Origin of the sequence: Halorubrum sp. SS7, from assembly GCF_005435055.1 — an archaeon.
GTDB lineage: Archaea > Halobacteriota > Halobacteria > Halobacteriales > Haloferacaceae > Halorubrum > Halorubrum salinarum.
On sequence record NZ_SGXV01000001.1, the window covers coordinates 337,437 to 351,105 of the forward strand.

11 protein-coding genes and 2 tRNA genes are annotated in these 13,669 nt (G+C 70.2%); 7 read left to right on the forward strand and 6 right to left on the reverse strand.

Features of this window, described 5'->3' with window-relative positions:
* Nucleotides 1-9: 9 nt before the first annotated feature.
* Nucleotides 10-1,476, reverse strand: a complete 1,467-nt coding sequence (locus EXE44_RS01765) for a DHH family phosphoesterase (protein ID WP_137715698.1) — start codon at nucleotides 1,474-1,476, stop codon at nucleotides 10-12.
* A gap of 255 nt (nucleotides 1,477-1,731) precedes the next feature.
* Between EXE44_RS01765 and EXE44_RS01770 the strand changes: the two genes are divergently transcribed.
* From EXE44_RS01770 to EXE44_RS01780, 3 genes are all read left to right on the forward strand, one after another.
* Nucleotides 1,732-1,805, forward strand: a tRNA-Lys gene (locus EXE44_RS01770).
* Nucleotides 1,806-1,888: 83 nt separating this feature from the next.
* Nucleotides 1,889-2,626, forward strand: coding sequence for an SDR family oxidoreductase (locus EXE44_RS01775; protein ID WP_137715699.1), 738 nt, complete (start codon nucleotides 1,889-1,891; stop codon nucleotides 2,624-2,626).
* Between the two features lie 65 nt (nucleotides 2,627-2,691).
* The gene (locus EXE44_RS01780; protein WP_137715700.1) at nucleotides 2,692-3,990 is read left to right on the forward strand and encodes an MFS transporter; all 1,299 of its coding nucleotides are present in this window, start codon (nucleotides 2,692-2,694) and stop codon (nucleotides 3,988-3,990) included.
* Nucleotides 3,991-4,026: 36 nt separating this feature from the next.
* Here EXE44_RS01780 and EXE44_RS01785 read toward each other — a convergent pair whose 3' ends face one another.
* Nucleotides 4,027-4,740, reverse strand: a complete 714-nt coding sequence (locus EXE44_RS01785; RefSeq protein WP_137715701.1) for a class I SAM-dependent methyltransferase — start codon at nucleotides 4,738-4,740, stop codon at nucleotides 4,027-4,029.
* A gap of 140 nt (nucleotides 4,741-4,880) precedes the next feature.
* Complete coding sequence (locus EXE44_RS01790) at nucleotides 4,881-6,053, reverse strand: alanine--glyoxylate aminotransferase family protein (RefSeq protein ID WP_137715702.1); 1,173 nt, start codon at nucleotides 6,051-6,053, stop codon at nucleotides 4,881-4,883.
* Nucleotides 6,054-6,216: 163 nt separating this feature from the next.
* Here EXE44_RS01790 and EXE44_RS01795 point away from each other — a divergent pair, with 163 nt between their 5' ends.
* Nucleotides 6,217-7,752, forward strand: a complete 1,536-nt coding sequence (locus tag EXE44_RS01795) for an ATP-binding protein (protein WP_137715703.1) — start codon at nucleotides 6,217-6,219, stop codon at nucleotides 7,750-7,752.
* A 63-nt stretch (nucleotides 7,753-7,815) separates the two neighbouring features.
* On the opposite strand, the gene thrS is transcribed toward EXE44_RS01795, so the two are convergent.
* Complete coding sequence (thrS, locus tag EXE44_RS01800) at nucleotides 7,816-9,765, reverse strand: threonine--tRNA ligase (protein ID WP_137715704.1); 1,950 nt, start codon at nucleotides 9,763-9,765, stop codon at nucleotides 7,816-7,818.
* A 192-nt stretch (nucleotides 9,766-9,957) separates the two neighbouring features.
* Between thrS and EXE44_RS01805 the strand changes: the two genes are divergently transcribed.
* Nucleotides 9,958-10,938 carry a PLP-dependent cysteine synthase family protein gene (locus EXE44_RS01805; protein ID WP_137715705.1) on the forward strand — a complete coding sequence of 327 codons (981 nt, stop codon included), beginning with the start codon at nucleotides 9,958-9,960 and terminating at the stop codon, nucleotides 10,936-10,938.
* A gap of 60 nt (nucleotides 10,939-10,998) precedes the next feature.
* On the opposite strand, the gene EXE44_RS01810 is transcribed toward EXE44_RS01805, so the two are convergent.
* Together EXE44_RS01810 and EXE44_RS01815 are read right to left on the reverse strand one after the other, a co-directional pair.
* Entirely contained in the window at nucleotides 10,999-11,421 is a 423-nt protein-coding gene (locus EXE44_RS01810) for a CoA-binding protein (RefSeq protein WP_137715706.1), read from the reverse strand.
* 86 nt (nucleotides 11,422-11,507) lie between these two features.
* Nucleotides 11,508-12,107 (reverse strand): recombinase RecA, encoded by a 600-nt coding sequence (locus EXE44_RS01815; RefSeq protein ID WP_121562270.1) that lies wholly within the window; start codon nucleotides 12,105-12,107, stop codon nucleotides 11,508-11,510.
* Nucleotides 12,108-12,441: 334 nt separating this feature from the next.
* On the opposite strand from EXE44_RS01815, the gene EXE44_RS01820 reads away from it, so the two are divergent.
* Together EXE44_RS01820 and EXE44_RS01825 are read left to right on the forward strand one after the other, a co-directional pair.
* Nucleotides 12,442-12,516, forward strand: a tRNA-Arg gene (locus EXE44_RS01820).
* 324 nt (nucleotides 12,517-12,840) lie between these two features.
* Nucleotides 12,841-13,644 (forward strand): MarR family transcriptional regulator, encoded by an 804-nt coding sequence (locus EXE44_RS01825; protein WP_137715707.1) that lies wholly within the window; start codon nucleotides 12,841-12,843, stop codon nucleotides 13,642-13,644.
* Nucleotides 13,645-13,669: the final 25 nt, after the last annotated feature.

The window sequence follows — 13,669 nt, forward strand, 5'->3', positions numbered from 1 at the left end:
GTCGGCAGGTCAGGAGCCGTTCGAGCCGTCGCCGCTGCCGCCCTCGACGCCGAGCGCGTCGAACAGTTTCCGGCGGACCGCCTCCTCGGTGAGGTGGAGGAGCGTGTCGCGGTTCTCGCCGCTCGCCTCGATGCCGGTGAAGATGCCGAGCGGGATCTCGAGCGACCCCTGCGTCGAGTGGCCCGCGGCGTCGCCCATCTCCGAGAACGCCTCGTCGAGGACGTTGCCGATGTTCAGCCGGATGTCCTTCGAGCGGGCCGCGAGGTAGATCTTCTCGTCGGCGATGCCCAGCACGGCCGTCGTCGTGATCCCCTCTAGGTTGAGGAGGTGCTGGGCCGCCTGCGCGAGCGCCTCGCGGTCGCGGATGAACCCGGCCGTCGAGAAGAGGTGACTCCCCTGGACCTCGCGGTTCTGGATCGCCTCCGCGAGCACGTCCAGCGTCTCCGGGCTCATCGACGGCGACTCCACCTGTTCGAGGGTGTCGTGGTTCGCGAACGGGTGGAGGTACGCGGCCGCGGTCAGGTCGGCCGGCGTCGTGTCGCGCTTGAAGTCGAGCGTCTCGGCGCGGATCCCGTACAGCAGCGCGGTCGCGACCGCCTCCGAGGGCGACTGGTCGAACTCCTGGAGGTACTTCGTGAGGATCGTCGACGTCGAGGAGACGTTGGTGCGCACGTCGACGAACCGCGCGTCGAACGGCACCTCGGACTCCAGGTGGTCGAGGTAGATGTCGACGGACACGTCGAGGTCGAGGTCCTCGGCCGCGGCCTTCGCGAGGTCGACGGCCGCGACGGTCGCGTACTCCGAGAGCGCCGGGGCCTCCCCGCGGGCGAGCAGGTCGATTCCGAGGAGGTTGACGAACGCGCGGTTCTCTTGGTGGCCCACGTCGCCGGAGTAGATGATGTCGGCGTCGACGCCGAACGCCTCGGCGATAGCCTGGAGCGCGGTGGCGGACGCGATCGAGTCCGGCTCTGGGTTGTCGTGGGTCAAGATCGCCATGCGGTCGCCCCCCTCCTCGATGATCTCCGCGAGCTGGCGCGCCATGTACTCCAGCTCGCCGGTCTCCAGCGACTGGAGCGCGCTGTCGGCGATCACCGTCGAGGGGTTGATCACCACGTCCGCGCCGCGCTCGCGCAGCTCGTCCTCGCTGACGGGGTCCGACGCCCGGACGACGACGTAGTGGTCGCCGCCGGTCTCCCTGACAGCTGAGACCGCGGCCTTGTTCGCCTCCACGTCGCTCGCGAGGATCAGGACGATGTCCCGGTCGTCGAGCTCGTCGACGACGTCCGGCTCGACGATGTCCTGGACGCGCGCGTTGAGGTCTTGGTCGCGGAGCGCCTCGACCCGGCTCTCGTCGCGGTCGAGGATGAGGACGTCCTTCCCGCGCTCGGTCAGTTCCTCAGCGACCGCGTGACCGACGCTTCCACAGCCGAGGATGGCGTATCGGGTCCGCGCGGATCCGGATGCCCCACTACTCATTGGAGGGATTTCCGCGGCACGACACTTAACGAGTGCGCTCTCAGCGTCCGCGCGCGGTTCATCCGTGCGCCCCGAACGTGTGACCGAGCGGGGTTCCTCGCGCCGTCGCCTCCGTCGAGTCGGCCGCCCTCGGTACTCCGAGCGGTCGGCCCGGGCGCACGCCAGTCGACGCCGTTCTCGCCTCCGGGATTCGGCCGGCCCGGACCGTCGTCGAATGAAAAGGTCTTTTAACTCGACAGCGGTACGATTCGGTGAGGGCCGGTAGCTCAGTTAGGGAGAGCGACGGACTCTTAATCCGTCGGTCGCGTGTTCAAATCGCGCCCGGCCCGTACCCTGAACCGAAGAGCGACGGGCGACGCGGTGACTCGCCTCGGCGCGACGTTTTATTTTCGCGCTCTCCGATCGCAGACCCATGACGGATCTCGACGGCGCGGCGGCGGTGATCACCGGAGCGAGCTCTGGAATCGGCGAAGCCACGGCGCACGCGCTGGCCGAGCGCGGCGCGGACCTCGTCCTCGTGGCGCGGCGGCGCGAGGCGCTGGAGTCGGTCGCGGAGGACGTGCGCTCGGCGTACGGCGTCGAGGCGGTCGTCGCGGCCGGCGACGTGCGCGAGTCGGCGACTTCGGCGGCGGCGGTCGAGGCGGCGGTCGAGGCGTTCGGCGGCCTCGACGTCGCCGTCGTCAACGCGGGGCTCGCCCGCGGGAGCGACGTGGCGACGATGACCGACGAGGAGTACTTCGCGATGCAGGAGACGAACGTCGACGGGGCGTTCTTCCTGACGCGGGAGGCGCTCCCGCACCTCCGGGAGAGCGAGGGGACGCTGGTCGCGGTCGGCAGCTTCGCCGGGGAGTTCCCCCGGCCGTTCAACCCCGTGTACGCCGCGACGAAGTGGTGGATCCGGGGGTTCGCCCACAGCGTCGCGGCGCAGGCCGGCGACGACGGCGTGGCGGTCTCGGTGGTCAACCCCTCGGAGGTGCGGACCGAGTTCGGCAGCGAGGAGGGCGAGCCGTTCGAGGAGCGCTTCGAGCCGGGGAGCGTCACCGAACCCGAGGAGGTCGCGGAGGCCATCGCGTTCGCGGCGTCGCGGCCGGGCTCGTCGGCCCACGAGATCGACCTCTACCGCCGGGACAAGTACGCCGACACGATGTGAGCGGAGCGGTCCGGAGCGGCGTTTCGAATCGTAACCCCTTTTGAATCGGTCGGCGCGGATCCGGTGTGAGCAACGCGGGCGCGACCGACGGGGCGAAGCGATCGCAGTTCTGGGCGCTCTACCTCACCCGGTTCGCCGAGGGGTTCGGGTTCATCACGCTGTTGACGCTGCTGCCGACGTACATCAACACCCTGGACCCGCAGGCGACGACGGTGTTGGGGGTCACGCTCTCCGCCGGCTTCGTCATCGGGATGTACACCACCGGGTTCACGCTCGCGCAGACGGTCGCCGTGGTGCCGCTCGCGTGGGCGGGCGACCGGTTCGACAAGCGGCTCGTACTGCTCGGCGTCCTCGGCGTCGGCGCTGGCGTGTACGCCCTCTTCCCGCTCGTCGACACCTCTGGCACGTTCATCCTCGTCCGCGCGCTCCAGGGGCTCGTCGTCACCGGCGCGGGGCTGATGACGCTCTCGCTCGTCGGCCAGATCGCCGACGCCGGGACGCGGGCCGACAAGATCGGCAAGGCGAACGCCGCCTCGTTCGGGGCCTCGATACTGGGGTCGCTCGGCGCGGGCGCCGTCTACGACGCCGTCGGCTTCGGGCCGGTGTTCGCGATCATCGCGGCGCTGATGGTCGCCGCGTGGCTCGTCACGTGGGGTGTCCTCGACCCGGACCCCACGCGGGTCGAGGGGTTCCCGTTCAGCGACCTCGCGGTGAACCGGAAGATCCTGACCATCTCGACGTTCCGCGCGCAGTACGCCTTCGCCGTGACGATGGTGCGGACGTGGGTGCCGATCTACGCCGGGACCGAGCTGGCTTCCGGCGGGCTCGCGGTCGGCGCGACCGCGGTCGCGGTGACGGTCACCGCCGAGAAGGCGACCAACATGGTCGGCCAGCTGTTCACCGGCCGGCTCTCCGACGCCTACGGGCGGTCGCTGTTCGTCTTCGCCGGCGGCGGGGCCTACGGCGCGGTCGCGGTCGCGATCCCGTTCTCCGCGGCCGTCGGGAGCGCGCTCGGCGCGGGCGTGACGCTGCCGGTCCTCGGCGAGCTCCCGCCGGCGTACCTCCCGCTGGTCGCCTTCTCCGGGCTGCTCGGCGTCGCGGACTCCTTCCGCGAGCCGGCCAGCATGGCGCTGTTCGCCGACGAGGGGACCGACGACGGCGGCGTCGCCTCCAGCTTCGGCATCCGCGAACTGGTGTGGCGCCCGGGATCCGTGGCCGGGCCGCTCATCGCCGGCTGGCTGATGGTCGAGGTCAGCATGGGCTCGGTGTTCTACGTCGGCGGCGCGTTCGCGATCACCGGCGTCCTGGCGTTCCTCGGGATCCTCGCCGCCGACCACGGCTGCGCGGCGCTGACCGCGTGGTAGCGGCCGTGTTCGCGGAGCGAGCGCCGCGGCGGCCGACTACCGCTTCCGGAGCGCGGCGCGGTAGTGGGGCCCTTCGCCCGATCCGGGACGGTCGACCGCCTCGACCTCCCACCCGGTCCCGATCGCCGCCTCGCGGAGTCGGTCCGGCGAAAAGAGGGTGAACCGGAGGGTCGGGTCCCGCTCGCCGTCGTACGCGAACCACATGACGCGCCCCGCGAGCCCCGGCGTCGGATCTTCGCGGTAGCCGAGGAGGTCGGCGGCCTCGGGGTGGTCGGGGTCGTAGCAGTCGACGACGGCGGTCGCGTCCGGCGTCGTCACGAACGCGAGGTCGCCGAGGAACGCCGAGAGCCCGCGCATCGACCCCGCCAGTCCGATCTGGGTGCCTATCGCGGTCGCCGAGGCGAACCGGTCGCGCTCAAACGACTCTCGGAGGGCGAACATGTCGCCCTCGCGGGCGTCGGCGACGCCCCGCTCGCGCATCGCCTCGACGAGCGCCGGGCTGGACTCGACGGCGACGGTCTCGAACCGCTCCTGAAACCGCAGCGCGTGGCGGCCCGCCCCGGCGCCGAGGTCGACCAGCGGTCCATCGAGCCGCGAGGCGAGCCACGCGTCGCTCTCCGGGTCGAACTCGGTGAAGTAGAACGCCTCGATCGGGTGCTCGCGCGTCTCCTCGCCGTCACCCTGGCGGAGCGGGGCCGTTCGCTCGCTCCGGTGGTGGTCTCGGATCGCGCGTCCGAAAGCGTCGGTCACGGTGGCACGGTCGGCTCCCCGACAAAAAAGCGGGAGGGAACGGTGGTACCGGTTCGCACGGCGGAGAGGCGGTTCGTCTCGTTAGACCCGCCTCAGTTGGGTCCGCCTCAACCGCGTCGGCTGCGCGCCCGGACAGCGGTTCAGGCTTCGTGTCCCTGCGCCGCCAGCGCGTCCTCTAACGCGGCGAGGACGTACTCGACGTTCTTCGGCCGCGCGGAGTAGCCCATACAGCCGATCCGCCAGATGTCGCCCTCCAGGTCGCCCAGGCCCGAGGCGATCTCCAGGTCGTACTCGTCGAGGAGGTGGTCGATGACGGCGCCGTCGTCGACGCCGTCCGGCACCCGCACCGCGTTGAGGCTCGGCAGCCAGTACTCGTCGGGGGCGTTCATCTCCAGCCCCAGGTCCTGGAGGCCCGCCTTCAGGTCGCCGGCGACCTCGCGGTGTCGCGCCCAGCGGGACTCGATCCCCTCCTCGGCGACGAGGCGCAGCGCCTCGCGGAGCGCGTAGACGTTCGTGATCGGCGCGGTATGGTGGTACGAGCGGTCGTCGCCCCAGTACCCCTCCAGGAGGGAGAGGTCGAGGTACCACGACCGGGGGCGCTCCTCGCGGTCGAGCACCTTGTCCATCGCGCGGTCGTTGAGGGTGAGCGGGCTCGCGCCGGGCGGACACGAGAGGCACTTCTGCGGCCCGGAGTAGGCGGCGTCGACGCCCCACTCGTCGACGCGCATCTCGACGCCGCCCAGCGAGGTGACGCAGTCGGCGATGACTAGGGCGTCGTGGGCGTGCGCGATGTCGGTCAGCTCCGGGACGCTCGGCTGGAGGACGCCCGTCGAGGTCTCCGCGTGGACGAACCCGAACACGTCGGGCTGGTGCTCGTCGAACGCGCGCTCCACGTCGACGGGGTCGAGCGGCTCGCCCCAGGGAGCCGATACCTCGACGACCTCGCCGCCCGCGCGCTCGGCCATCGACTTCATCCGGCCGCCGAAGTAGCCGTTCGTCGGGACGAGCATGGTGTCGCCCGGCTCGACGAGGTTGCCGATCGCGGCCTCCATCGACGCCGACCCGGTCCCCGAGACGGGGATCGTCCACTTGTTGTCCGTCCGGAACGTGTAGCGCAACAGCTCCTGGACCTCGTCCATGATCTCGACGAACGAGGGGTCGAGGTGGCCCACCAGCGGCGTGCTCATGGCGTTCAGGACGCGCGGGTGGACGTCGCTCGGTCCGGGCCCCATCAGCGTGCGGTCCGGCGGCGTCAGCTCTCCGACTTCGGGCGCTCGGTCGTCGACGCCGGGCTCGGCTTGCTGGTTCGACATACGTCATACCCGGACGAGCGAACGCAAAAAGCCGACGGAAGGGGCGACCCCGTGCCTCGGGACCGGTCTGTGCGCCGCCGAGCCCACGGTCCGAGACGCCGCCGAGCCGCGGTCTGTCCCGAATCCACCCCAACTTAACCGTCCGCGCCACGTGCGCCGAAACATGAGCGACGGCGCGGGCGAGTCGGCGTCGAACAAAGACCTCCGGACGGTGCTCGACCGGATGTCGGACGGGTTCTTCACCCTCGACGGCGACTGGCGGATCGTGTTCGCGAACGAGCGGGGCAGGGAGATCCTCCGGTCCGCGATGAGCGACGACGCCGTCGGCCCGGACGGCTCGGTCGAGGGCGCGAACATCTGGGACTCGGTCCCGGAGTCGAGAGAAACCGTGTTCTACGAGCAGTACCGCCGCGCCATGGAGACCCAGGAGCCGGTCTCGTTCGACTCCTACTACGAGCCGCTCGACACGTGGTTCAACGCGCGTGCGTTCCCGTCGGACGAGGGGCTCTCCGTCTACCTCCTCGACGTCACCGAGCGACGCGAGTTGGAGCAGCGTCAGGAGGAGAGCCTCCGCGCCATCCAGCGGCTGTACGCGGTGTCGTCCGACCAGGACCGCACGTTCGAGGCGAAGGTCGCAGAGATACTGACGATCGGCTGCGAGTACCTCGACCTCCCGAACGGCTTCCTCACGCGGATCGAGGACGACACCCAGCACATCGAGGTCTCGCACGCCAGCCACCCCCTGTTACAGCCCGGCGAGACGTGTCCCCTCGACGAGGCGTACTGTAAGCGGACGTTCGAACGCGACCAGCTCCTGACGATCGTCGACGCCTCGGCGGAGGGGTGGGGCGGCGATCCCGCGTACGAGACCTTCGGGCTGGAGACGTACGTCGGGGGTCGGGTCGAGGTCGAGGGCGAGCGGTTCGGCACGCTCTGCTTCGCCGACACGAGCGCCCGCGACGAGCCGTTCACCGACACCCAGCGGACGTTCGTCGAGCTGCTGACGCGGTGGGTGAGCTACGAGCTGGAGCGGCGGCGCGCGGCCGACCGGCTCGCGAGCGAGCGCGACCGGCTCGACGAGTTCGCGAGCGTCGTGAGCCACGACCTGCGGAACCCGCTGACGACCGCCCGCGGGCGGATGGAGCTCCTCGCCGACGACTGCGAGAGCGAACACGTCGAGCCCGTTCGGCGCGCTCTCTCGCGGATGGACACGCTCATCGAGAACATCCTCACCCTGTCGCGCGAGGGGGGCGCCGTCGACGAGCTGACCCGCGTGGACCTCGGGGCGCTCGCCGAGGACGCCTGGGAGACGGCCGACACTCGGGGCGGGACGCTCCGCGTCGCGAGCGACGGCTACGCCCTCCGCGCCGACGAGCAGCGGCTCAGGCAGCTCCTCGAGAACCTGTTCCGGAACGCCGCGGAGCACGGGGCCGCGGGCAGCCGGTCGGGCGGGGTCGCGGTCACGGTCGGGCCCCTCTCCGACGGAGACGGGTTCTACGTGGCCGACGACGGTCCGGGGATCCCGGCGGAGGACCGGGACCGCGTGTTCGAGTCCGGGTACACGACGACGAGCGACGGCACCGGGTTCGGGCTCGACATCGTCTCCCAGATCGCCGACGGACACGGCTGGGCGGTCAGCGTGACCGAGTCGGCCGACGGCGGGGCGCGGTTCGAGTTCGCGGGCGTCGACCGGGTGTGAGCGCCGGCGCGCCGCGACGGCCGCGCGGCGTCGCCGATCAGCGACCCGCGCTCGGCCGCGTCGTCACTCGGCGTCGACGAAGTCGGGTTCCGTCCGCTTCTCGTCGCGCTCGGCGACGAGGTGGTCGACGAAGTCGTCGAGGTCGACGTCGCCGCGCTGGTTCTCGAAGCGGTCGCGCACCGAGACCGTCCCCGCCTCCTGCTCGTCGTCGCCGACGATGACCATGTACGGGAGCCGGTCGTCGTGGCCCGCGCGGATCTTCCGGCCGACCGTCCAGTCGCGGTCCTCGACCTCGACGCGGAAGCCGGCGTCCTCCAACTCGTTTTTCACGCGGTGGGCGTAGCCGAGCGTCTCGTCGGAGACGGGGAGGATGCGGACCTGCTCGGGCGCGAGCCACAGCGGGAAGTTCCCGTCGAAGTGCTCGATGAGGACCATGAAGAAGCGCTCGTAGCTGCCGTACAGCGCCCGGTGGATCATCACGGGCTGGTGGTCCTCGTTGTCCTCGCCCGTGTAGGTCAGGTCGAAGCGGTCGGGCATGTTGAAGTCGAGCTGGACGGTCGGGCCGTCCCAGACGCGGCCGAGGGCGTCCTCGAAGCCGAAGTCGATCTTCGGGCCGTAGAAGGCGCCGTCGCCGGGCTCGACGTCGTAGTCGTAGCCGCCGGATTCGAGCACGTCGCGCAGCTGCTCCTCGGCGGACTCCCAGATCTCGTCGCCGCCGACCGACTTGTCGGGGCGGGTCGCCAGCGCGACCTCGACCTCCAGGTCGAGCGTCTCGACGACCTCGAAGATCATCTCGATCACCGACTCGATCTCCCCCCGGATCTGGTCCGGCCGGACGAACAGGTGGCCGTCGTCGATGGTGAACGACCAGACGCGCGAGAGCCCCGACAGCTCCCCGCGCTGCTCTTTCCGGTACACCTTCCCGTTCTCGAAGTAGCGCTGCGGGAGGTCGCGGTACGACCAGTTCTGCTGGTCGAAGATGGTCGCGTGGCCCGGGCAGTTCATCGGCTTCAGGCCGTACTCCTCGTCGTTGACGTCGAGGAGGAACATGTCGTCCTTGTAGTTCTCGTAGTGGCCCGACTGCTTCCACAGCTCCGTCCGGAACACGTGCGGGGTCTCGACCTCCTCGTAGCCGTGGTCGCGGTTGAGCTCGTTCGCGAACTCCGACAGCTCGCGGAGCACGGTCTTCCCTGGCGGGTGGTACAGCGGGAGGCCCGGCCCGGTCACCGTCGGGATCGAGAAGAGGTTCATCTCCTGGCCGATCTTCCGGTGGTCGCGCTCCTGGGCCTGCTCGCGGAGTTCGAGGTACTCCTCGAGGTCGGACTCGCTCGCGAAGGCGGTGCCGTACACGCGCGTCAGCGAGTCGTTCTCCTCGTCGCCGCGCCAGTAGGCGGCCGACACCTCGAGCAGCGTCGCGGCGCCGATCTCGCCGGTCGACTCGACGTGGGGGCCCTGACAGAGGTCCTCCCAGTCGTCCTGGACGTAGAAGGTGACCTCCTCGCCGTCGGCCTCCTCGTCTAAGATCTGTCGCTTGTACTCGTTGTCGGCGTAGGTCTCCTTCGCCGCCTCGCGCGACCGGACCTCGCGTTCGATGTCGTAGTCCGCCGCGATTATCTCCTCCATCTCCTCCTCGATGGCGGCCAGGTCGTCCTCGTCGACGTCGACGTCGGTCACGTCGTAGTAGAAGCCGTCGTCGGTCGGCGGGCCGATCGTCAGCGTCGCCTCGGGGTGGAGCCGCTGGAGCGCCTGCGCGAACACGTGGGCCGCGGAGTGGCGCAACACCGTGAGGTACTCGTCGGACTGGTCGGTGACGATCTCGATCCGCGCGCCGTCGTGGACCTCCGCGTACTTTTCGACGAGTTCGCCGTCGATCTTCCCCGCGACGGTGTCGCGACCGAGCCCGGGGCCGATCTCGAAGGCGACGTCCTCGACTGTCGACCCCGCCGGAACGGTCAGCTCTGATCCGTCCGGCAGGACGACCGTCACCTCGGCCTCCGCATCGGTCTCGCTCATACAGGTCGGAGCCGGACGACCGGCATAAGTGTGTTCGATCCGCGGCGCGGCGTCACACGGTCGCGGGCCGCGACGCGCGAACCGATTCGGTCGCGCCGCGCCGCCCTCGGCAAAGACTGCCCTCGCCGGGGAGCCCCGGAACCGGACGGACCGATGGCAACACACAAAACCGGCGGCAACGTTTGCCGGGCTATGACCGACCATCGGGAGCCCCTGTCGTCGGTGCTGGAGACGATCGGGGAGACGCCGCTCGTCGACGTCCACGACGCGCCGGACGCGGTGCCGGTGTACGCCAAGCTGGAGTCGTTCAACCCCGGCGCGAGCGTCAAGGACCGCATCGGGAAGTACATGCTCGAACGCATGCTGGAGCGCGGCGACGTTGGGGAGGGCGGCACCGTCGTCGAGCCGACCGCCGGCAACACCGGGATCGGCCTCGCCGTCGCGGCCGGACAGCTCGACCTGAACGCCGTCTTCGTCGTCCCCGAGCGCTTCTCGGTCGAGAAGCAGCAGCTCATGCGCGCGCTCGGCGCCGAGGTCGTCAACACGCCAAGCGAGGAGGGGATGGGCCTGGCGATCGACCGCGCCCACCAGATCGCCGAGGAGCTCGACGACGCCGTCGTCCCCCAGCAGTTCTCGAACCCGCTCAACGTCGAGGCCCACTACGAGACCACCGCGCCCGAGATCGACGAGGCGCTCGACGGCGAGGTCGGCGCCGTCGTCGCCGGCTGCGGCACGGGCGGGACGCTGATGGGCCTCGCGGAGTACTTTCGCGAGCGCGACCCGGACACGTACGTCGCCGCCGTCGAGCCCGCCGGGTCCGCCTACCGCGAGTTCCTCGGCGAGGACGTCGAGCACGAGGAGTACAAGACCGAGGGGATCGGCACCCACGACATCGACCGCAACGAGCTGTTCGACCCCGAGATCGTCGACGACATCATCGCGGTCCCCGACCGCGAGGTCCACGAGGAGATGGGCCGGCTCGCGGCCGAGGAGGGGCAGCTCGTCGCCTCGTCGGCCGCCGCGAACGCCATCGCGGCGAAGCGGGTCGCCCGTGACATCCGCGACGGCGCCATCGACGCCCCGCACGACGCGGTCGCCACGATATTCTGCGACTCCTCCGAGCGCTACCTCTCGAAGGGCGTCTACCGGTCGTTCGAGGAGTGGGAGGGGTGAGCGGCGCGGCGCCGGCCGCGCGGTGCCGCTCCGGGGTCGGTCCTGTCCGCGCAGCCGGTCCTATCCGCGCAAACGGCCGTGTTCGACCTTGAGACAGCGGTCCTGGACCACGTCGATCCCGTCGGCCTCGGCGGCCGCGGCGGCCTCGTCGTGGGTGATCCCGAGCTGGAGCCACACCGCGCCGGCGTCGCCGCGGTCCGCGTGGCGCTCGCGGACGGCCTCGACGATGTCCGGCACCTCCTCGCTCGGCCGGAACACGTCCACGAGGTCGATCGACTCCTCGACCTCGCCGACCGCGTCGTACGCCCGCTCGCCGAGCACCTCGTCGGCGAACGGGTTCACGGGGATCACCTCGTACCCCTGCCGCTGGAGGTACGCCGGCACGTCGTGGGCGGCCTTCCCCGGCGTCGTCGAGCAGCCGACGACCGCTATCGTCTCGGCGTCGAGCAGGCGGTCGAGTCCGGCGTCGTCGGTGATGGGCATGGCTCGTCGTTGGGTCGCGACGCGATTAAGCGGATCCCTCGGTCGGCGCGTCGGGGCGGAGGAGGTGGCCGGCGTTGATTCCCCGCTCAGGGCAGCCGGATGTCGGGCTCGCCGTCCTCGGGGACGGTGATGATCCCGTCGAACAGCTGTTTGAGCGTGTTCATCGCCTGGTCGTCGTGGGCCGTCGAGTCGATGCTGAACAGCCCGAGCCCGTCGACGCTCTGGACCCGCCCCGTGAACACGTGGAGGAAGCGGAACACCGTCTGGAGGTCGGAGTACATCAGCAGCGTCGACAGCGAGTGGACCATCACGCGGTTCCGCTCGATGCCGCGGTCGCCGAACGCCTGGAGGAACTCTGAGAGCTTGATCCCGATCCCCGTCATGTCCACCGGCGAGGAGGCGTACTTGATCCGGTCGGACTCGCGGGTCTCGCCGCCCTGCTGGCGGGTGACGCAGTCGACGACCGCGACCGGTTTCCCCTCGTAGGGCGTCCGCTTCTCGTAGTCGCGGAGCACCCGGTCGGCGCCGTCCTTCGTGGTGACGACGATCGCGCCCTCGTCGCGGTCGGTCCCCGCGGCGAGGACGTCCATCATGATCGACCGCTTCCCGCTGAGCGGCGGGCCGGTCAACAGGATGTTGGTCCCGGGCTCGACCTCGGCGTCGAAATGCGGCGTCAGCTCATACATGGACGCACCTCGGGGGCGACGTCGACGGCGCGAGCCACTCGTTCGGCCGAGAGGCCGTACGACCAGGACACATCTACTACCGAAACATGCCCGCTCCGAATAATATTCTTTTTGATCGCCCCTTGCGAGGCGCCGCCCGACTTCGACGCCGCGGTACACCCCGTTCGATCGCGGAATTCGCGGTCGAGCGCGGATCCGCACGCGGCCGGATCGCGGGAACGTGTCACGGACCCGAATCGATCTCCGCGACGGCGCGACCCGCGGACCGACCGACTGCGCGGCGGCGCGTTCGGATCGCGGGACTTAACACGCTCTCGGCAGTAACTCAGAGCGAGGGCGCTTAGCTCAGTTTGGACAGAGTGCTTGGCTTCGGACCAAGTTGCCACGGGTTCAAATCCTGTAGCGCCCACTTCCTCGCCGACCGTTTTTCACCTAGTCTCGATTCTCGCGTGTCGATCCCGATAGACACGGGAACCACCTGGGCGGCGCCACCATCTGAAATCGCGCGGACCGCCGCGTCGCTTCAGTGGGTGTCCGCGCAGGTCGGGTTCGATCTCGCCTCACTTCGCGGCCCCGTCGCCCTCGTCCGGAATACAACTCTCTCGCACCGCGGGACAAGCCGAGTTGAATTGCGAACACTGAGGTTTCTCATCTGAGCTGAGAACCGCACACAGCGCAAGCTCGCCGTGAGATAGACAACAGGACTTTGGTTGTGGCGGCTCATGGTCCGGTAATGGGTGACACAGCGGGCGGGGGGTCGCCGGACGTCCTCGAGAACAAGCGGAGCGCGACGCGCTATCAGGTGCTCGTGGAGATCGCGGCCCGCCAGCCGGCGGTGAGTCAGGGGGAGATCGCGGACGCGATCGGCGTGACCTCGCAGGCGGTCAGCGACTACGTCCGCGACCTCGTCGAGTCGGGCTACGTCGAGAAGGGCGGTCGCGGGCGCTACGAGGTGACAAAGGAGGGCGTCGACTGGCTGATCTCCCGGACCGACGACCTGGAGACGTACCTCGAACGCGTGAACTCCGACGTGTTGGAAAGCGTCGAGGTCGACGCCGCGATCGCGCTCGACGACGTGGCGGAGGGCAGGGAGGTCGGGCTGGTGATGCGGGACGGCGTCCTCCACGCCAACCCCGCCGGCGGGACCGCGACCGCGGTCACCGTCACGAGCGCGGCGGAGGGCGAGGCCGTCGGCGTCGCCGACTTCGAGGGCGTCGTCGACTACGAGACGGGGACCGTCTCGGTGCTGCCCGTCCCGACCGTCACCGACGACGAGCGCCTGAACCCGGACGTGGTCTCGGCGCACGTCCCGGACGAGGGCCTCGTCGCCGTCGCCGGGACGGAGGCGTACGCGCTCGTCTCCCGGAGCGACGCCTCCCCGGACGTCCGGTTCGGGACCGCGGAGGGCGTCGCCGAGGCGGGGATGCTCGGCCTCGACGTGCTCTTGGTCGCCGTCACCGACGAGATACCGCGACACACCTCCAAGCTCCGCGACAGGAACGTGCCGCATCGGGTGCTCGACTCGGACGCGTTTTAGCGCCCCCGGACCGTTTCTCTCGCTC